General features: G+C 44.5%; 15 protein-coding genes. 7 read left to right on the top strand and 8 right to left on the bottom strand.

The window, feature by feature from the left end:
• Positions 1 to 37 precede the first annotated feature (37 nt).
• The 4 genes from IJ23_RS01220 to IJ23_RS01205 form a co-directional block, all read right to left on the bottom strand.
• A complete protein-coding gene (locus tag IJ23_RS01220; RefSeq protein ID WP_033905121.1) occupies positions 38 to 1162 on the bottom strand; it encodes a lipocalin-like domain-containing protein in 1125 nt (374 codons plus the stop codon).
• A complete protein-coding gene (locus tag IJ23_RS01215) occupies positions 1162 to 3615 on the bottom strand; it encodes an ABC transporter permease (RefSeq protein WP_033905120.1) in 2454 nt (817 codons plus the stop codon). The genes IJ23_RS01220 and IJ23_RS01215 overlap by 1 nt, the downstream gene beginning before the upstream one ends.
• Positions 3596 to 4267 carry an ABC transporter ATP-binding protein gene (locus IJ23_RS01210; protein WP_005378040.1) on the bottom strand — a complete coding sequence of 224 codons (672 nt, stop codon included), beginning with the start codon at positions 4265 to 4267 and terminating at the stop codon, positions 3596 to 3598. The genes IJ23_RS01215 and IJ23_RS01210 overlap by 20 nt, the downstream gene beginning before the upstream one ends.
• Positions 4268 to 4454: 187 nt before the next feature.
• On the bottom strand, positions 4455 to 5831 hold the full coding sequence (locus IJ23_RS01205; protein WP_033905119.1) for an MATE family efflux transporter: 1377 nt from the start codon (positions 5829 to 5831) through the stop codon (positions 4455 to 4457).
• Positions 5832 to 5925: 94 nt separating this feature from the next.
• Here IJ23_RS01205 and IJ23_RS01200 point away from each other — a divergent pair, with 94 nt between their 5' ends.
• Positions 5926 to 7377 (top strand): DUF2867 domain-containing protein, encoded by a 1452-nt coding sequence (locus IJ23_RS01200; RefSeq protein ID WP_033905118.1) that lies wholly within the window; start codon positions 5926 to 5928, stop codon positions 7375 to 7377.
• 30 nt (positions 7378 to 7407) lie between these two features.
• On the opposite strand, the gene IJ23_RS01195 is transcribed toward IJ23_RS01200, so the two are convergent.
• From IJ23_RS01195 to rsuA, 3 genes are all read right to left on the bottom strand, one after another.
• Complete coding sequence (locus tag IJ23_RS01195) at positions 7408 to 8070, bottom strand: DUF2913 family protein (RefSeq protein WP_005378053.1); 663 nt, start codon at positions 8068 to 8070, stop codon at positions 7408 to 7410.
• The gene (locus tag IJ23_RS01190; RefSeq protein WP_017820848.1) at positions 8070 to 9272 is read right to left on the bottom strand and encodes a Bcr/CflA family multidrug efflux MFS transporter; all 1203 of its coding nucleotides are present in this window, start codon (positions 9270 to 9272) and stop codon (positions 8070 to 8072) included. The genes IJ23_RS01195 and IJ23_RS01190 overlap by 1 nt, the downstream gene beginning before the upstream one ends.
• A 436-nt stretch (positions 9273 to 9708) precedes the next feature.
• Positions 9709 to 10410: a 16S rRNA pseudouridine(516) synthase RsuA gene (gene rsuA / locus IJ23_RS01180; protein WP_033905117.1), complete on the bottom strand. Its 702-nt coding sequence runs from the start codon at positions 10408 to 10410 to the stop codon at positions 9709 to 9711.
• Positions 10411 to 10531: 121 nt separating this feature from the next.
• Between rsuA and IJ23_RS01175 the strand changes: the two genes are divergently transcribed.
• From IJ23_RS01175 to rplY, 5 genes are all read left to right on the top strand, one after another.
• Positions 10532 to 12283, top strand: a complete 1752-nt coding sequence (locus tag IJ23_RS01175) for a DEAD/DEAH box helicase (protein ID WP_021707635.1) — start codon at positions 10532 to 10534, stop codon at positions 12281 to 12283.
• Positions 12284 to 12438: 155 nt separating this feature from the next.
• Positions 12439 to 12804, top strand: coding sequence for a PepSY domain-containing protein (locus IJ23_RS01170; RefSeq protein WP_372036143.1), 366 nt, complete (start codon positions 12439 to 12441; stop codon positions 12802 to 12804).
• 76 nt (positions 12805 to 12880) lie between these two features.
• Positions 12881 to 13540, top strand: a complete 660-nt coding sequence (locus tag IJ23_RS01165; protein WP_005378073.1) for a response regulator transcription factor — start codon at positions 12881 to 12883, stop codon at positions 13538 to 13540.
• Positions 13530 to 14879 (top strand): ATP-binding protein, encoded by a 1350-nt coding sequence (locus IJ23_RS01160; protein WP_005378071.1) that lies wholly within the window; start codon positions 13530 to 13532, stop codon positions 14877 to 14879. Before IJ23_RS01165 ends, IJ23_RS01160 begins: the two co-directional genes overlap by 11 nt.
• Positions 14880 to 15163: 284 nt before the next feature.
• Positions 15164 to 15442 (top strand): 50S ribosomal protein L25, encoded by a 279-nt coding sequence (gene rplY / locus IJ23_RS01155; RefSeq protein WP_005378066.1) that lies wholly within the window; start codon positions 15164 to 15166, stop codon positions 15440 to 15442.
• Between the two features lie 146 nt (positions 15443 to 15588).
• Here the strand turns inward: rplY and IJ23_RS01150 are convergent, their stop codons facing one another.
• The gene (locus IJ23_RS01150) at positions 15589 to 16104 is read right to left on the bottom strand and encodes a GNAT family N-acetyltransferase (protein WP_033905116.1); all 516 of its coding nucleotides are present in this window, start codon (positions 16102 to 16104) and stop codon (positions 15589 to 15591) included.
• A gap of 751 nt (positions 16105 to 16855) precedes the next feature.
• On the opposite strand from IJ23_RS01150, the gene ushA reads away from it, so the two are divergent.
• Positions 16856 to 18544, top strand: coding sequence for a bifunctional UDP-sugar hydrolase/5'-nucleotidase UshA (gene ushA, locus IJ23_RS01145; RefSeq protein WP_017634888.1), 1689 nt, complete (start codon positions 16856 to 16858; stop codon positions 18542 to 18544).
• Positions 18545 to 18714: the final 170 nt, after the last annotated feature.

Raw genomic sequence — 18714 nt, 5'->3', positions numbered from 1 at the left:
TAAAAAACCACCCGTAGGGGGTGGTTTTCTTCACAACTCAATAGCCTGTCAGCTGCATAAAGCCCCAAGCTTCATTGGAGCCGGAAGCTAAAGTAGGCCCTTCCCAGTAAGGTATTACAAAGGGTAGCCACATATCTGACTTGATAATGCAGGTAGTCAAGTTAATTTGATGCTTCGGAATATTGATAATCCACTGCAAAGGTAACCTTCTTCCATTGGATAAACTGGTCACTTGCATTGGTTTAATACTGATATCATCGTCTGAGAGGTTGATGACTTTACCTGAGCGTGTCGACAACGTGCCAAATACGTGCGGTGTTTGCCCATGGTGACGATAACGGCTAACAGTTAATGCTCGACCATCATCTAAATTGAAAACAAACCAATCCCAGCCTTGTTGCCCCTCACCAATTAAGCCGCTGCCCCACTCTTTTTGCGCCCAAGCAGAACCCGTCACTGAGAATCGCTTACCATTTAAGCTTAAGCTGCCTTTTACTTTTAAAAATGGAGCACTGAAGCTGAAAGAAGCAACAGATTGCAACGCATGTTTAACTTGGAAGCCTTTGTCTCCATTCACCACAAAGGGGCCGTTTGTCATGGTATTGAGCTCAAGTCCAAACGTATCAGTATTCACATTCAAGTTGCCCGGGAAAGGCGTCGCACCGAGTGATCGCCAAGTCCAATTATCAATCCATAACCTGAAAGGACGATTGATCATACCAGCTTGGCCTATCCCACCTCTAGCTACCCGTTGCTCTTTCCATACATGCGAGCCATGACTGACGACAACATGTGAAATGTACAATTGAGGGTTCTGCCAACCGCTGGTTTCTCGCTCGTCCGTCGCAACCCTGAAATAGCTCCATTGAACATTGTAGATCTTGCCTTGCTCATCTTTTAGTTTCGCAAAGTAGTGCCACCATTCATGCTGATACTCGGGATGAAAGCGAAAGTCTGAGGGTAAAGAGACATGCTCATTAGGTAGTACAGGCTCGAAAATCGTTTGATTTTCACGCGTTAAGATAGAATCAAGTTCGCTTTCTCGTGTTGTTGTCGCCTCTAACCAAAAAGTTGAGTAAAAAGCAGCCCCAGTCAGAAAAGCGAACGTAACAACAATGAGCGTTGAAACCAACAAGCGTTTTTTAGAGCCCATTTTTTTCATTACAACGCGTCCCTTAATGACTTCATCGGTGTACTTTTGATCATTCTAATAACTGGCAATGCGCCAGCAACCATGATGGCAAGCATCGCCCAAGCAATGGTTTGAACATACTCCCATGGAATCGTTTGAAGCTCTAGAGACCAGCCAAATGATTGCTTAATGATAATATCAACGATCAAATGTGCGAGCGCCAAGCCGAGCGGCACTGCAATAATCGCAGAAATGGCTCCGAAGACGAATAGCTGCAAACCACCTAATACGACAAGTTCTTTTCCGGACACACCCATGCACCTTAATAAGGAAAAATGCCGCTGCCGTGAAAGTTCTCCTGCCAACGTCGCAAAGAATAAACCAAACACGGCAATAATCAGCGTGATATTGCCCAAGGTTCCTGCTATCGCAAAGGTATGATCAAACACTCTCATTGCTTGGCTATAAATATTACCGTTATCAAACACACGATCTTGCGGGAGACGGAATACATTCTCTAAGCGATTTTTCAGCCCTTCTCCATTGACGTTATCTTTTAATACTACGCCAAGACCAACATTACCCGTACCTGCAAATGCATACAGCCAATTCCGGTGCGACATCATCACCTGGTTATATGGGTTTCCATAATCGTAGTAAACGCCTACGACTTGCCAATCACCACCAAGCGGTTCTTGCAAGTTAATGAAATCGCCAGGGCGGATATCCAGCTTCAAGGCCATCGACTCACTGACCATTAAGCTCTTGGTAGCGTGCAGTTGATACCAGTAATTTGGGACACCTAACTTGACGGTAAGTGAGTCTAACTCACCTTCAGAAGAGCCCGTACTTACAACTTGTAGAGCACCGTGCTCGGTCGGCATATCTTTTTCCCAGCGCCACCAAACCGAGTTCACCTCTGGCTGATTCTGGAGCCATGCGCTCATCCTAGCGGCTGAATTGTTGGTCGGATAGATGTACACATCAGCGGCTAATCGCTGATTTAGCCACTTATCGGTTGTATCTCGAAAGCTTCCGACCATTGTTTCTACACCAATGTTTGCCGCCAGCGCTAACATAAACGCCATCGTAGCCACACCGCGATAGCTCATGCTGGCTGCTGCATCAGCAAAAAACCAACGGACACGAACCCATCGCATGGTATAAGAAAAACTTTGGAACATATGCCACATAATAAATGGCATAAACAACGCCACACTAACCAACATCAGCGCAATAATTGCAAAGCCGGTTTCTTGTGTTTTCGGCGCCTGATATACCGCTATTGCAGCGACACAAAACGCACATGCCGCAAGCGCCTGCCAAGAGAACTCTCTTCCAGCAAATCGCATTAGCGACAGTCGAGAAGAAAGGCGGATTGGTTGTGACTTCAGCAAACGGATTAATGGCCACAGACACGATATCAACGCACCCATCGCTGCCATGATTAGGCTATATAAGCTAGATTGCCATGACCATCCTATGGTTAAACCTACGTTGGCATCATACAAATCACTCAGGCTCGAAGACACTGCTGGGATAAGTTCATTCGCTAAGATCAAGCCAAAAAAGTTACCACACGCCCACGCAATAAAGACGAGCAAAGACAACTCTAGCAATAAGGCTTGCGCTAACTGTGTTCCGTTAACACCAGTCTGTCTCAAAATACCTACCAAACGTTGTCGCTGGATGAAAGACAGAGACATCGCTTGATAAAAAATAAACAACCCGACCAAAAACGACAGCATTCCCATCGCGGTGAGATTCATATGGAATGCGTTAGTTAGCGACTCAAGCTCAGTACGCGTATTCCTAACGAGCGTCATTCCGTTTGGCAACATGTTTTTCAGTGCTATCAGCTTTTCCTCTGGCATTTCGCCACAAGAAATCGCAGACAAACCTGAGCTCCGCTTGAGCATACGCAACAACGATATATCAGTAACCAGCCGAGTACCCGAAAGCATCTTGTCCTTATCTACTTGAATAGGCCCAAGACGGCTTCCGTCATTCATCTCAATGAAGTCCCCATCCTGCCAACTCATGTAAGCGGCCAAATCTTGACTAACGAGAATAGGATAAGGAGGCTTCATTAGTGATAAAACAGGCATCTCACCTAGCGATTTTCCTTGTTGTAGTGGGATCATCGCGACAGGATCTATCCCCACCAACATCAGGCTCATATCGGTCTTGGCATCTAGATGCAGCACGTCAAACGGTGCACATTGGTTGAACCCAGCTCGACGTAACTGAATATAGAAACCTTGAGGAATTTTATTGGCAGAGTGCTTCGTTCGGATTCGGTATGGCAAAGGATTGGAGAAAAGCTTTTCCCCAGTAGCATAACTTTGTTTTGCATGCTGGTTGATAGAAGTAACACCAACAAGGAGGGACACGCCTAAAGTTAATCCCAGCCAGACAAGAATAATTTGTAGAGGGTAACGACGGTAATGACCGAGTAGTGCCTTAACTACGGGCCATAACATGTAGCTGCCCTCCTTGAAGTCGAATCTTTCCTTCCATATGGGCGGCCACTTTTTCACTGTGCGTCACTAACAGCAAAGTACACTCCAATTGGCGAGCGAGACTCGTTAATAAGCGCATTACTGCTTCTGCGTTTCGCTCGTCTAGGCTACCAGTTGGCTCATCAGCAAGCAGGATTTTGGGTTCCATATAAAGGGCGCGAGCAATCGCCGCACGTTGTTGCTGACCACCAGACGCCTCTTCCGGATAACGTCCTAGCAATGGCATTAAGTCCAAAGCAGAAAGAATTTGACGCCACAACTCTTTATCTTCCGGCAGACCTTTTAACTGACGACAAAAACGAATATTGTCGGCAATATTAAGTGTAGGAAGCAGGTTGAATTGTTGGAAGATATTACCAATATTGTTGCGGCGATAAAGGGTTCTTAAATGCTCCGGTGCTTCATGCATAGCAAAATTTGGAAACTGCACTTCACCAGAGTCGGCAGTATCTAATCCGGCGATTAAATTCAGCAGAGTACTTTTACCCGAACCACTTTCTCCCATCAGAGCGACTTGGTCACCTTGCTGCAATGTTAATTCTGCCCCTTGTAATACAGGGTGAAACTCTCCCCCGTCTACATAGCCTTTACATAGGTCTGACAGTTTTAACATTGATTATGCCGCTCGGATGGTGTTTAAAAATTGGGATCAGAATCTACACTAAAATCCTGTTAGTAGAAAGTATTTTGAATGCTTGATCACACTATGGAAGTACAAATGCAACTCGATTCACTTTCTGTTGCTAATTTTGTTGACGTTTTGAGCAGATTTTTGCAGCCAAAATAAACTCTGTTCCTCTTTACTGGCCAATCAGGTTTCTCATCCATTTTCGGCTAACCATTCTTGGCAAGCAAATCGCCCACTTCACAACTTCTTCCGTCAAAAAGAGTAAGTAAACCCATTGTGGATCCCAATTGAGATAAATCGCTGCAAATGCTGCGAGTGGAATCCCGATCACCCACTGCGCCAAGATGTCTTGATACAAACAAAACTTAACATCACCGCCCGCACGTAATACACCAACAATCGCCATCATCGGCACCGAGCGTAGCACGACACCCAACGCTAGAATCACCATAAACTGTTCAGCTAGCTCGCGAGTGTCTGTCGTCAGCGCACTAAACGCATTAAGGATCCATTGATTTGACACTATCAACAAGACGGCGACCACAAATGCGATAAGCACATTCAAAATGACCGTAGCCCATGCTTGATAATAAACGGGTTCAAAATTACGAGCGCCGAGCTGGTTCCCGACTAGAACTGCAGCCGCATTCGATAAACCAATCATCATCGCCAATGCGATCGACTCAACAGGTGTCATTACGGAAAGTGCCGCCAAACCTTGTACACCTGCTTGCCCCATGATGGCGTGATAAGCAAACAGCCCACCAGCCCACGCCAAGAAGTTAAATGTGGTTGGCAAAGAGAGGCTCAAGAAACGCGTAATTTTATCTAAGACCAATCCTGCGCGTATATCATCCCAACCAAATGCGATTATGTGTTTTTTCAACCATAGATAACCAAACAAGCAACCTACTTCGATCGCGCCACTGATTACCGTTGCGATCGCTGCTCCCGTAATACCCAGAGCAGGAAAGCCTAATTGACCAAAAATTAAAACCCAGTTAAGAAACACATTAGATAAAATGCCTATACCACTAAAAAAAGTGCTTAAGCCTGGTTGGTGCATCGCCCTTAGGCCCACCGACATACTGGCCACACATGCAACAGCAAACATGCTAACCGACGAAATAATGAGATAGCTGGCCCCTAGCTCAATCACTTCTTGTGAATCGGTAGTCAAACTCATGATGGGCTGTGGAAAAACAACAAACAAAGCAACAGCAATCGCAGCAAACATCATTGCGATCATCCATGTTAAAGCGGTACTGCGACGCACCCCAACTTTATCGCCAGCCCCCCAATATTGAGCGGTTAACAACGCACCGCCCGTTGTCACCCCAACTAACATGATGGTGGTGACGAAAGTCGCGCGCGCAGCAACTCCAACAGCGGCAATTTCAGCTTCACCAAGTTGACCAAGCATAAGAACATCGACGAGGCTTCTGCTAGAAAACATCATGCTTTGCAGTGTAATTGGTAACGCGATTGCAAATAAACGACGTAAGAATGCTTTATCTGCGTGTATTGAGAGTTGAGAAAGAAAAGTCACAAGCGCTCCAACGACAACTTATTGATAGAATGGGGAAAGTGTCTCATGATTATACTCTGTGGTGTTTATTCCACCAACGATAAAAGGACAGATAATGAAAAAGGTGTTGGTGCTAGGCGCCTCGGGTTACATTGGCTCTCAACTTCTTCCGTTACTTTTAGATAAAGGTTACGCCGTCACAGCAGCGGCGCGACATATTGATTATTTAGAGTCAAGAACTCAGCCTCACCCTAATTTAACGTTAAGGTATCTCGACTTGGCTGACGCAGAGACCACGAAGGCTGTAGTGAACGATTTTGATTTAGTCTTTTTTCTCGTGCACGGGATGGCTCAAGGTGATGACTTTGTTGAGTACGAACTAAACCTTGCTTTGAACTTCAAATATGCGTTGGAACAAAGCTCCGTCGAGCATGTTATCTATTTGAGTGCCATTCAACCTCAAACCGGAAACTCTCGCCATTTAGCCGCTCGTAAAGCCACGGGAAAAATAATTCGGCAGTCTGGTGTTCCAGTCACTGAATTGCGTGCTGGCGTTATCATCGGCCCCGGCTCTGCCGCTTTCGAAATCATGCGAGATTTTGTCTACAACTTACCTATTTTGATTGCGCCTAAATGGGTCGACTCAAAAGCCAACCCTATTGCCCTACCCAACCTCAATCACTATTTATTGCAGCTGGCCGAAGCATCACCCCCAGAAGAAAACCAAATTTATGAAGTTGGTGGGCCAGATACACTCAGCTACCGCGAGCAGTTTAAAGTCATTTGCCGAATCACCAACAAGCCTTATCGGCTGTGGTCGACACCGTTGCTTACCCCCAAAATGGCATCGTACTGGCTCGGCTTGGTCACCTCTGTACCAGCAAACATCGGCAAAGCATTACTTGCGGGCTTAGAGCACGACTACATTGCAGACTCCAAAGCGATTGAAGAACGATTTCCTCAAACGCTGATCAGCTACGAGCAAGCGGTAACTGATACCATTCAAGATGAAGGCACATTTGTACGCAGTAATGTCTGGGGGTTTGAACCCGCAGCGCTTCGTCGATGGCAACCAGGATATGGCTATTACCCAAAACAAGCTGGAGCGAGCATTAAAACTCAAGCCTCCGCTGCGGCATTATGGAAAGTGGCGCAAAAGATCGGGAGTCGCGAAAAAGGCTATTACTTTGCCAACATCTTGTGGCGTACACGTGAATGGCTCGATATCTTTTTTGGTGGCGGAAAACCGATTCGCGTTTCTCCTCCTGGACCAGAGCTTAAAGTCGGTGATTTTATTGACTCTTGGAAAGTGATTCGCTGCGATAATAATCAGTTTCTTTCACTGTTTTTTGGTATGAAAGGCCCAGGCCTTGGGCGTTTAGAAATTACCATCAAAGATCTCGGTGACGAACGAGAGCTGGATATTACCGCCTGGTGGCACCCGCAAGGGTTTCTTGGGCTGCTTTATTGGTTTGCAATGATGCCAGCCCATCTTTTCATATTTAAAGGCATGGTCAAAGCCATCGCGAAAGAAGCAAACCGTTTAGAAAACAAAAAGCCCCAATAACAGGGGCTTTTAAACACTCAAAATGTCACTTTAGTCAGCTTTGAACGAGAGTGGAATTTCGGCTAACTGGTTGCCTTCGTTTGCTGGAAAAATAAGGTACTCGCCATGGTATTTCACCATCGATTTGTAGTCTGTTACCTTATGAACCATAAAGCCCGCTTGCGCTGCTTTCTCAACAAACTCAGCATGATTGCCACGCACAAACCAACTCATTGGCTTTACGAGCAACTCGCCATCAAAACAGCTTTCGCATTGGTCTGCACATAACGCTAAAGAGTTTTGACCTTCAGTGAAGATTTGTACTTTGCCGCACCCAATCAGTTGCTCAGATGTTGAGACTTCCCAGCCTGCTTGCTCCATCAAATCAAGAAAAGACTCAATATCTGAATCTTTGAACACTTTGGAGTCTTCACCTTCAGGGAAGAATTGCGCATAAAAAGCAGAAATACGCTTGAAGATAAACAACAAACCAGCATCGTTCCCCTTTGAGCGACCTGCTTTTTGCCAACGCGTTAAGTCATCGCCTACCGTACGTCCGAAACGTTGTGATTTTAGCGCCTTTGTTACCCAACGCACTAAATAATGGTTATTCGCAACAGGGGCATTGGCTAACTTACCTGAGCGATGCTCTTGATCTAACTCTTCAAGTGCTGAGTTAACCAAGTTTTGAATTTCTTTGGTGTAATTCGACATTACGCCTTTCTTCCTAAAGTCCAATAAAACAGTGCTGAAAGCACAGAACAAGCAAACATCACGATGATCATCGGCCAAGCAACATTCCCGGGCAGTGATGCCACCAGCGCACCAACCAATGAACCGATACCGAATCTTAATGTCCCCGCTAGAGACGACGCCGTACCCGCCATTGATGGGTAACCACTTAAAAGCAGCGCCATCGCGTTACTACCTATCGTCGACAATGTACCGATAAACAGCACAACAAAAGGTACAATGCCCCATAATCCGAAGTCCATTAACCAACTTACGAATAAACCAATCCCCGCCAAAAGTTGCACGAACAACCCAAAACGAAGCATGGCATGGGAACCAACTTTCTTCACCAAGCGACCATTAATACTGGTCATGATGATCATCGCCACAATGTTCAAACCAAATAGGTAACCAAAGTGGTCTGGTCGAACACCATATAAATCAATATAAACAAACGAACCCGCCGTCAAAAATGCAAACATTCCGGAAAATGAAAACGCACCTGAGAGCATCAAACCGATCGCTTCAGGATTGGAGCATAATCTGGCGTAGTTTCTCAGCGTCGTGCGGAAACGAAGAGGCTGACGATTTTCAGGCTGTAACGTTTCAGGGATTTTCCAAAGTACGAGAAAAATCACAACTACAGCGAAAATAGCTAGTACCCAAAAAATGGAACGCCAACCAAACCAAATCGCGAGATGGCCACCGATCATCGGTGCCACCAACGGCGCAATAGTAATGACCAGAGTAACGAAGGACATTGCGCGTGCAAAGTCTTCACGGTCAAACATGTCACGCACGACGGCTTGGATAATGACCGCCGCTGCCGCGCCAGCAAAACCTTGTGCCGTACGTACATAGGTCAGCGCATCAATGCCATTTGTTGTCGCACTCACAACAGCAGCCAAGCCGAAGAAAAGTACGCCTAAAATCAACACAGGTCTGCGACCAAAGCTATCGGCAAGCGGCCCGTGAATTAACTGGCCGATCGCAAAACCCGCGGTATAAGCCGTCAACGTAATCTGAACCGCGCCAGGCGCGACCCCCAAATCTTTCGCTATTGTCGGCATCGCAGGCAAATACATATCGATCGCCAAAGGCGTCAAAGCACCAATCGCTCCTAGTACCAGAAACAATAGAAAACTGATTTGGGATTGCGGAGCACTTTGAGCTTTTTCTGTCATTCTTTTACCTCTTGTTGGAGCCCTACCGTCAATACTTGCAGAACAAAGTGAAAATAACGGAAGTTCTCATATCGCTGAATGTAGAAGCCAAAAACCTGTTCTATCCAACGTTCGAGAATCATAAGGGCAAATATGTACCAAGGTGTGACCTTGACGAACTCGACATAGAAAAGCATGTGAAAGCGAAATGTGTTTATGGGAAACAAACACAATGCAGTAAAAATGATGGCGTTGACACCATCATTCCATTCACCGTAGCCGAAGGCTTTGCAATAAGAGTATGCATGCATCAGCTAAATGCAAAGGCATATCACTGAGATGAGTAAGCACACCGGAATTGTCTAGGCACTAATTTTGGTAGGAAAATTTATTTTGAGCCAATTCCTACCAAAAGACTAGTTCCTATTAGGAACTAAAGAATTTCCCATGCCGACAATTAATTCCAAATAGAATCAATTTCTTCTTGCGTGAGGTAGCGATAATCACCTGGTTCTAGTGCCTCATCAAGTTCGATAGAACCAATACGCTCACGATGTAAGTACTCAACTTTATTTCCTAACGCCGCGAACATACGTTTCACTTGGTGATACTTACCTTCCACGATAGTTAACAATACTTCATTCTCGGCCTCGTTCACGATTTCCAAACGAGCGGGCAATGTTGCTTCTGATTCATTGCGCAAAATGATGCCTTGTTCGAGCTTTTCCGCGTAATCTGGCTGAATAGCATCGACGAGCCAAACACGGTACGTTTTCTCACACTTATGCTTAGGTGAGGTAATACGGTGAGACCACTTACCATCATCCGTAATCAACACTAAACCAGTAGTGTCGACATCTAATCGGCCCGCAAAGTGAAGGTTTTCAATTTTAGGCTCATCAAGCAGTGCGAATGCAGTTTGGTTGTAGCCATCTTCATGTGAACAAACAAAGTCAGCAGGCTTATACAACATAATGTAACGAGGACCAGGAGCACCAATAACACGGTCTTCCCACATCACTTCCGCACCTTCAGGTACTTTAAATGCACCACTTTTTTGAACCTCACCGTCTACGGTGATGTCTCCACTTTTGATGATCTTTGTTGCCTGTTTGCGTGTTGCACCCAGAGCGTCACACAAATATTTATCTAAACGCATGAATACCTCATTGAATTATACCCAAGTGATCTCTAAATCTCGGTTTAAAGGTCACTTGGGTATAAAAGTCAGGTATTATAGCGTTCCTCGTTCGAATAGTTGAGCAATTTCACATATTTTCATGTACACACTTCGTCCTTATCAAGCCGACTCGGTTAAAGCCGTTATTCATTACTTTCGTAAACACTCGACACCAGCAGTGATCGTGCTGCCAACCGGTGCAGGAAAAAGCTTGGTGATCGCAGAACTTGCTCGCCTTGCGAAAGGAAGAGTGTTAGTCCTCGCCCACGTAAAAGAACTGGTCGAGCAAAACCACGCGAAGTATGAAGGTTATGGTTTAAAAGGTTCTATCTTCTCAGCAGGATTGGGACGAAAAGAAACTGACCAGCAAGTCGTGTTTGCTTCGGTTCAATCGGTCGTACGTAACTTAGATTCGTTCAAAAACCAGTTTTCTCTGCTCGTTATTGATGAGTGCCATCGTGTGCCAGATGACAAAAACAGCAGCTACCAAAAAGTTATTACTCACTTACGAGAACTGAACCCTGGCATTAAGGTGCTGGGACTAACTGCAACGCCCTATCGTTTAGGAATGGGCTGGATTTATCAGTATCACACCCGAGGTCAAGTGCGAACCGAAGAGCCTCGATTCTTCCGCGATTGTATTTTCGAACTGCCGATCCGTTACTTGCTCGACGAAAACTTCCTCACTCCAGCCCGCATGATGGATGCGCCCGTTTTGTCTTACGACTTCTCTCAGCTGAAGCCCGCTAACACCGGACGCTACAAAGAAGCAGAAATGGATATGGTGATCGATAAAGCCAAACGTGCGACTCCACAAATTGTTGAGCAAATCATGCAATATGCGAAAGAGCGTCAAGGTGTCATGATCTTCGCTGCAACTGTCCGACACGCACAGGAGATCCACAGTTTATTGCCAGAAGGCGAAACTGAAATCGTCATTGGTGATACACCTACGCCGGAGCGCGATGCGATCATCCAAGCGTTCAAGAATCGCCAAATAAAATACTTGGTCAATGTTTCGGTACTGACAACCGGTTTTGATGCGCCGCATGTCGATTTAATCGCGATTTTGCGACCAACAGAGTCAGTCAGTCTGTACCAACAGATAGTAGGACGAGGATTACGCTTATCAGACGGAAAATCAGAATGTTTAGTGCTTGATTACGCAGGCAACAGCTACGATTTATACCAACCTGAAGTCGGTGATCCCAAACCAGACTCTGACAGTGAAATTATCACGATTCCTTGCCCGGCTTGCGGATTCAATAACAACTTCTGGGGTAAGTTGGATAGTAACGGTTTCTTGGTTGAACATTTTGGCAGACGTTGCCAAGGTTACTTTGAAGATGAAGACACAGGCGAACGTGAACACTGTGGCTACCGTTTTCGTGCCAAATACTGCGGTGAATGTGGTGCGGACAACGATATCGCTGCACGAATTTGTCATGAGTGTGACGCGACGCTCGTTGACCCAGATAAAAAGCTAAAAGAAGCCCTTAATCTCAAAGATGCATTGATCTTTGAATGCACAGAAATGGACCTATCTGTATTTAAGTCCAGTGATGGTAAATCTCAGCTAAAGGTGACGTATTCTGGTGAACCATACCAAGGCGAAGGCAATGCGTTAGTTCATGAGTTTTGGTCATTGAGTACCAAAAAACAAAAACAAACGTTTAAAGATCAGTTCGTACGCCCCCACTTAGCAGACAAGCATCGTCCTTTTGAAGAGGCTTCACCGACACGCGTTGTCGCTAATCAACATCGTTTCCGTTTGCCTCAGTTTGTTATTGCTAGAAAATCTGGTCGCTTTTGGAAGCTGCGAGATAAAATTTTTGAAGATGAGTTGAAATAACATCCACAACACATGGCAAAACTTAATTAGCTGATTCACTCTCTGTTCATCTATATCCGATATACTGCGGCTAACGCTCCAGAAAAGGTTTGACTATGTATAAAGCAACGACTTCTCTACATTCTGCGTTACTTTTCGGCCTTATTGCGACATTCATGTGTGCACCAAGTTTTGCCAAGCATGACAACGAGTACACATCACAAAATGGCCACGCCATCGTGCAAGATGTCGAAAAGCCAGGAACACGCATCGAATTCGATGAAGATCAAGATGAGGTCTACCGCGCGGTTCAACAAGGATATATACGACCATTTTCGGAACTTTACGCCGCAGTTGAAAACGACCTATACGGCCGCATCATCAAGGTCGAGCTTGAAGAAGATGATGATGCTTGGGTGTATGAATTGAAAATTCTGTACAACAATAGCGTCCTGAAAGTTGAGTACGACGCCGCCACGCTGGAAATGCTTGAGATCAAAGGTCGCAGCTTTAACAAAGCGTTAAAGCCGCAAAACAACTAAACTTGTCTAATGCGTAATCCAGACACGATGCGTAGCTTACTTCGATAAAAATCCAAACATAATAAGAATCATCAATATGAAAATACTTGTTGTTGAAGATGATCCTCGTTTAGGCGAGCAAATCATCGAAACATTAGAAAGTACCGGCTGGGTACCAGAATTGTCCCAAGATGGCATAGACGCTCTGTATCGCGCGACTTCGGAAGAATGGGACGCCATTGTTCTTGACCTCGGCTTGCCAAAACTGGATGGTCTTACCGTCCTAAAAGGCATCCGAGATGAAAACATTAATACTCCTGTCGTGATTCTAAGCGCTCGCGACACCCTAACGCAGCGAGTTGAAGGCTTAAACGCAGGTGCAGACGATTACCTAACTAAACCATTTGAAATGGTTGAGCTTATCGCTCGTATTCGTGCACAGCTACGAAGAGCCTCTGGTAATGCCTCTCCTGTGATGCAAATTGGCGACTTGAGCTTGGATACACGCACTTCTAAAGTCATGTGGCAAGGGCAAGCGGTAAGCTTGACGGCGCTAGAGTATAAAGTGGTCGCTTACTTTATGCATAACCCGGAAAAAGTGATTTCTCGAACCGAACTCGTCGAGCACATTTACAAACAAGACTTTGATCGTGACTCCAACACAATCGAAGTTTTTATCGGCCGAATTCGCAAAAAAATCGCACCAAAGATCATCAAAACTGTCCGAGGGTTGGGATACCAATTAAATGCCGAATAGAAACAGGCTACCGTTGAACGCAATAAAACGACTGAGTATCAAAAGTCGCCTCGTTTTAGCGGCGATCGTTTGGTTAACGGCAATGATCCTCGCCGCTGGTGTGACGATACCGACGCAGGTCTACAACTATATGGTTGATGACACTCGCTCACAGCTCAGCATTTTTATGGATGAAGTCGCCGCACAGTTAGAAGTCGATAACACCGGGCATCTTTCGCTCGCAGCTCAGCTATCAGACCCTCGATTTAACCGACCTTACAGTGGTTTGTATTGGAGCGCCTCTACAGAGGCAAGCCTCGAACGTTCTCGTTCGTTGTGGGACAAAAAAATCGAATACAAAGGTTTGGATAAAGATGCGTATGGAGCAAGAGGCGAAAAACTAATTACGCTAGAAAAAGCGCTGTATCTTCCTGATTACGATGGTCCTATTCACATTATTATTGGTATTGACGAAGAGCCCATTAAAAATACCCTTCAGACGTTAATCGGCCAACTTTGGCTTATTTTGGGTTTATTATTCGCGGGCGTGCTTACCGTCATTTTACTGCAAATTGCTTGGTCATTGAGTCCGCTTACAAAGCTACAAAAAGAATTAGCCGAGCTGAAGTCTGGTAATAAAAAGAGTCTAGAAGAAACCTACCCAAAAGAGATTTCTCCTCTAATCTTCGACCTCAACGCTCTGCTGTTCCATTACCAAGAATTACTAGAGAGAGCTCGCAATCATGCAGGTAACCTATCTCATGCACTTAAAACGCCACTTTCTGTTCTAAAAAATGAAGTTCAGACGTTAGAACCTGAGGCACAATCCCGTCTCCGAGCTCCAATCAATCAAATACAAGACCATATCGATTACCATTTGGGTCGTGCCCGTATGGCCGGATCGATGAACATATTATCAGTGAAGTCGAACCCAGCAGATCGTGTGGATGCTATCTCAATGGCGTTTGATAAAGTGTATGCGAGCCGGAGCATTACCTTAATTAATGAACTTGATTCAGAGCTGAATGTAGCAGTAGAGCAGACCGATCTCGATGAAATGCTAGGTAACTTGCTAGAAAATGGCTATAAGTGGGCCAACAGCATGATTCGTGTGCACTCCTCTCAGGATAAGGAAAATATACACATCATTATTGAAGATGATGGGCCAGGCATCCCTAAAGAGAAACTGAGTCAAGTAATCAAGAGAGGAGTTAGATTGGATGAAACAACCCCTGGCTCAGGTCTTGGTCTAAACATAGTCAGTGAAATGGCACACAGTTACCGAGGTCAATTAACATTGGATACAAGCGCTTTAGGTGGATTAAAAGCATCTTTAGTCTTACATCTCAGCCGAACATAAAGCATATAACACATAAACTTTGTTCTTCGGACCATGATTAGTAAACCGATGAAAATGAAGTCGATGTGAACAAAATCCAAGCAAAGCGTTAAAAGGGATAGCCTTCCACCCCGCTAAATCATACCTTTTTGTTGATTTGGATACGATTTGGGTTGCCCATTTATAAGTGGAATGATAGTATCCGCGCTCGCTTGAACAGTTCCTGTTTCAAGCTTTACCACGAACAACAAGGTCGCATTGTTGATTGTGAACATTTGATTTTTACTAATTTGAGAGTAAATACTATGAAATTCGAAGCAGTAGTACGTACTGAACTAGGTAAAGGTGCGAGCCGCCGCCTACGTCACGCTGGCAAATTCCCTGCAGTTGTATACGGCGGTGAAGAAGCAGCAGTAGCTATCGTTCTTAACCACGACGACATCGTAAACCAAATGGACAAGCCTGAATTCTACGAAGGCATCGTTCTAGTTATCGATGGCAAAGAAGTTAAAGTTAAGCCACAAGACGTTCAACGTCACGCGTTCAAGCCAAAAGTTGAACACATGGACTTCATCCGCATCTAATTCCCTACCAAGGAATTAATCGGATTAAATCCAAACCTTTTGCATAAAAGATAATCGGACTTACCAACCGAGACATCTAAAAATTTCAAAACCCCGGAGTCTTACCACCTTCGGGGTTTTACTATATTTGGCATATAACATTTGATTTATGAACGGGCAATATACTTCACTAAAGTGAGATCGGTCAGCGTCATACTCTCAATCACTTCCGACTCTTCCTCTCCAGTACGCACAAAACCACACTTCTTGTAAAAGTTAAGCCCCTGTTGATTAGTATCCAGTGCTTTCAAACTGATCTGCATAACTGACGTAGAGAGCAAACGTGTCTCTAACTCATCTAACAGTGCACTTCCTGCTCCTTGCCCATAATGTAGCGGCGTAACGTAGCAACATGTCACTAATGCCGTTTTATCTTCGCTGGTGTGGTTAGGTAACTCGTAACTTAAAAAGCCAACAATTTCTCCTTGCCTCTCAACTACGATCAATTGGGCCAGTTGCTCCGTCATCACTCGCGCCCACATCCTTTCTCGACGCTCAATCGTAAACTGCTCTATGTAGCTCTTTGGCATTAATCCTTTATACGCCACCTGCCAAGAATCAACGTGTATCTTGGCGATTTGGGCTACCTCCTTTTTGAGTGCGTCCCTTACTGTGTATCTCATAAGCATCCTTTCTTAGCGTTCACCACTTACAAATTCTTTTAACCCTACCCTTTAAACCAAAGCTCAAAGATAACAGCTACAGTCGCAACGCTTTACATTAATCCATTTCATTTTCATTAATTAAATGATAGTTCACATCATAATATTCGAAGAAGAACGATCCATTATTTACTTTTCATTTTGACTCATTAGGTTGAATCTATTTGTTTAAACTCTCGAGTGTCAAATGCGGAATAAGCACGATAAGGTATCGGATGAGGATAAATAAACGATGCCTAAAGCATAAGGTTTCTAAACGATCGCAATTATAGTAAAGAGATAAATACAATTTTTGATAGAGTTAGGCAGAATAAAGCCATAATCAAATGAGTTTCAATTCTGTGCTGTTCATTATGCATACAAACCGAGCCCCTCATCATTAGAGCGAAAATTTATAACGATTTGTGTCATACCTATTAGGGAAAACATAAACTTGGCAAAATTATCACCAAAATCAGCGTAATACTTCGCAAAAATGCGCATTGATTCACACAAACAACACACATTCAATTAACTACCTCACAAAAAATAGAGCTAGCTATATAAAATAAATACTAAATACCAATTCTGTTTATTTATAGACGTAGTTTGCAGGCTTATTAATTCATTTCTCCGATAGAAGTATAAATAAGAGATAGATCACTAAAGTTTCACATTAATTCCGTATATTTCACGCCGTAACAATAACAAAATCACAAAGAAAGGATCCCTTATGAAGTTTTCCAAATCTCTTTTGGTAGTGGCAGTGGGCGCTGCGCTAGCAGGATGCGGCTCAGACAGCGACAATTCTCCAGTAACCTGCGAGACTGCAGATTCTTGTACTAAGTTCACCGTTCTCCACACTAACGATAACCATGGTCGCTTTTGGCATAACAGCGACGGCGAATACGGCATGGCTGCGCGTCACACTTTAATCGAATCTATCCGCGCAGAAGTCGAAGCAAAAGGCGGTGAAACCATTCTGCTATCTGGCGGTGATATTAATACCGGCGTACCAGAATCAGACATGCAAGATGCGGTTCCAGACTTCGTAGGGATGAACCTACTTGGTTACGATGCAATGGCTGTCGGTAACCACGAATTTGATAACTCACTAGATATTCTCGATATGCAAGCCGAGCTAGCTGACTTCCCTATGCTGGCTGCGAATATCTATAAAAAAGATACAAACGAGCGTTACTTCGACCCTTACAAAGTATTTACTATCAACGGCCTTAAGATCGCTGTTATTGGTCTAACAACGCAAGACACTGCGAAGCTAGTCAATCCAGACAACGTATCAAACATCCACTTCGAAGACCCTCAAGTAGAAATCAAAAAGGTACTGAAGGAAATCGAAGAGAACGAAAAGGTAGACCTAGTATTTGCAACGACGCACATGGGTCACTACGAAGATGGCAAAAACGGTAGTGAAGCACCAGGTGACGTTAAACTCGCTCGCTCTCTTGAAGAAGGACAGCTAAACGCTATCATCGGTGGTCACTCGCAAAACCCTGTATGTATGGAACCAGGTACCAATGAGTATGCTGATTTCAAACCTGGGGATGATTGTGCCCCAGACCAACAAAAAGGTACTTGGATTATGCAAGCGCATGAGTGGGGTAAATATGTGGGTCGTGCAGACTTCGAATACTACGACGGCAAGCTTCACTTAGCAAACTACGCACTGATTCCTGTAAACCTTCTAGACGAAAACGATGAAGTTATCGGTGAACGAATTCAACAAGATGCAACAGTAAAAGCGTTACTACTGCCATACCAACAACAAGGTCAAGAGTTATTAGATGAGAAGATTTCTAATACGACGGGTAAGTTAGAAGGTGATCGTAACGTAGTTCGCTCTCAACAAACTAACCTAGGTCACCTACTCGGCGAGGCATACCGTACTTACAAAACGGTAAATGCTGACTTTGGTGTGATGAACTCTGGCGGCGTGCGTGATTCAATCCAAGATGGTGATATCACTTACCGTGACGTACTAACGGTTCAGCCATTTGGTAACTTCGTGACTAAAGCAACTATGACAGGTAAAGAAGTTAAAGAATACCTAGACGTGGTTGCGACGAAATCTGCAGGGTCTGGTGCTTACGCTCAACTAGATAACATCACTTTAGATGTAAATTGTGATGCTGGCTCAGTAACCATTACCGATATTAACAATAAAGGCTTCGATCTAGACGCAACGTACACATTCTCTGTAATCAGCTTCAGTGCTGCTGGTGGCGATAACTATCCAATCATCGATGTTCAATCTACACAGCTAACCGATGCATACGTTTTGCGCGAGTTCTTCGTAAACAACCCACAAATCTCTGCGGATAACTACAACAAGAACTTAGAGAACATCAAGTACTTCAGTAATGGCCAACCAGTAAAAGGCTGTCCTGCATCTGGTAGCTAATACTCAACACATTACCCCTGGCACTAAGAGCTTTTACAAGCAATTTCGTCAGGGCTTTCCTCAAAACCGAAGCTTTGTGCTTCGGTTTTTTATTTTCGATAAATTACTGAAAACTCTCCACCTTCACAATATGTTCAAAAATTGTTCATTTGTGTTATTGACGCCCCTGT

The sequence above is a fragment of the Vibrio sp. OY15 genome (genome assembly GCF_000742455.1).
Classification (GTDB): Bacteria; Pseudomonadota; Gammaproteobacteria; order Enterobacterales; family Vibrionaceae; genus Vibrio; species Vibrio alginolyticus.
The sequence above is the reverse complement of the archived record's forward strand: the minus strand, read 5'-3'. Positions and strand labels throughout refer to the sequence as shown.

Bases quoted from the DNA above. Each gene is read 5' to 3' on its own strand.
- IJ23_RS01220 (WP_033905121.1), bottom strand. From the start codon at position 1,162: ATGAAAAAAATGGGCTCTAAAAAACGCTTGTTGGTTTCAACGCTCATT.
- IJ23_RS01215 (WP_033905120.1), bottom strand. From the start codon at position 3,615: ATGTTATGGCCCGTAGTTAAGGCACTACTCGGTCATTACCGTCGTTAC.
- IJ23_RS01210 (WP_005378040.1), bottom strand. From the start codon at position 4,267: ATGTTAAAACTGTCAGACCTATGTAAAGGCTATGTAGACGGGGGAGAG.
- IJ23_RS01200 (WP_033905118.1), top strand. From the start codon at position 5,926: ATGAAAAAGGTGTTGGTGCTAGGCGCCTCGGGTTACATTGGCTCTCAA.
- IJ23_RS01195 (WP_005378053.1), bottom strand. From the start codon at position 8,070: ATGTCGAATTACACCAAAGAAATTCAAAACTTGGTTAACTCAGCACTT.
- IJ23_RS01190 (WP_017820848.1), bottom strand. From the start codon at position 9,272: ATGACAGAAAAAGCTCAAAGTGCTCCGCAATCCCAAATCAGTTTTCTA.
- rsuA (WP_033905117.1), bottom strand. From the start codon at position 10,410: ATGCGTTTAGATAAATATTTGTGTGACGCTCTGGGTGCAACACGCAAA.
- IJ23_RS01175 (WP_021707635.1), top strand. From the start codon at position 10,532: ATGTACACACTTCGTCCTTATCAAGCCGACTCGGTTAAAGCCGTTATT.
- IJ23_RS01170 (WP_372036143.1), top strand. From the start codon at position 12,439: ATGTGTGCACCAAGTTTTGCCAAGCATGACAACGAGTACACATCACAA.
- IJ23_RS01165 (WP_005378073.1), top strand. From the start codon at position 12,881: ATGAAAATACTTGTTGTTGAAGATGATCCTCGTTTAGGCGAGCAAATC.
- IJ23_RS01160 (WP_005378071.1), top strand. From the start codon at position 13,530: ATGCCGAATAGAAACAGGCTACCGTTGAACGCAATAAAACGACTGAGT.
- rplY (WP_005378066.1), top strand. From the start codon at position 15,164: ATGAAATTCGAAGCAGTAGTACGTACTGAACTAGGTAAAGGTGCGAGC.
- IJ23_RS01150 (WP_033905116.1), bottom strand. From the start codon at position 16,104: ATGAGATACACAGTAAGGGACGCACTCAAAAAGGAGGTAGCCCAAATC.
- ushA (WP_017634888.1), top strand. From the start codon at position 16,856: ATGAAGTTTTCCAAATCTCTTTTGGTAGTGGCAGTGGGCGCTGCGCTA.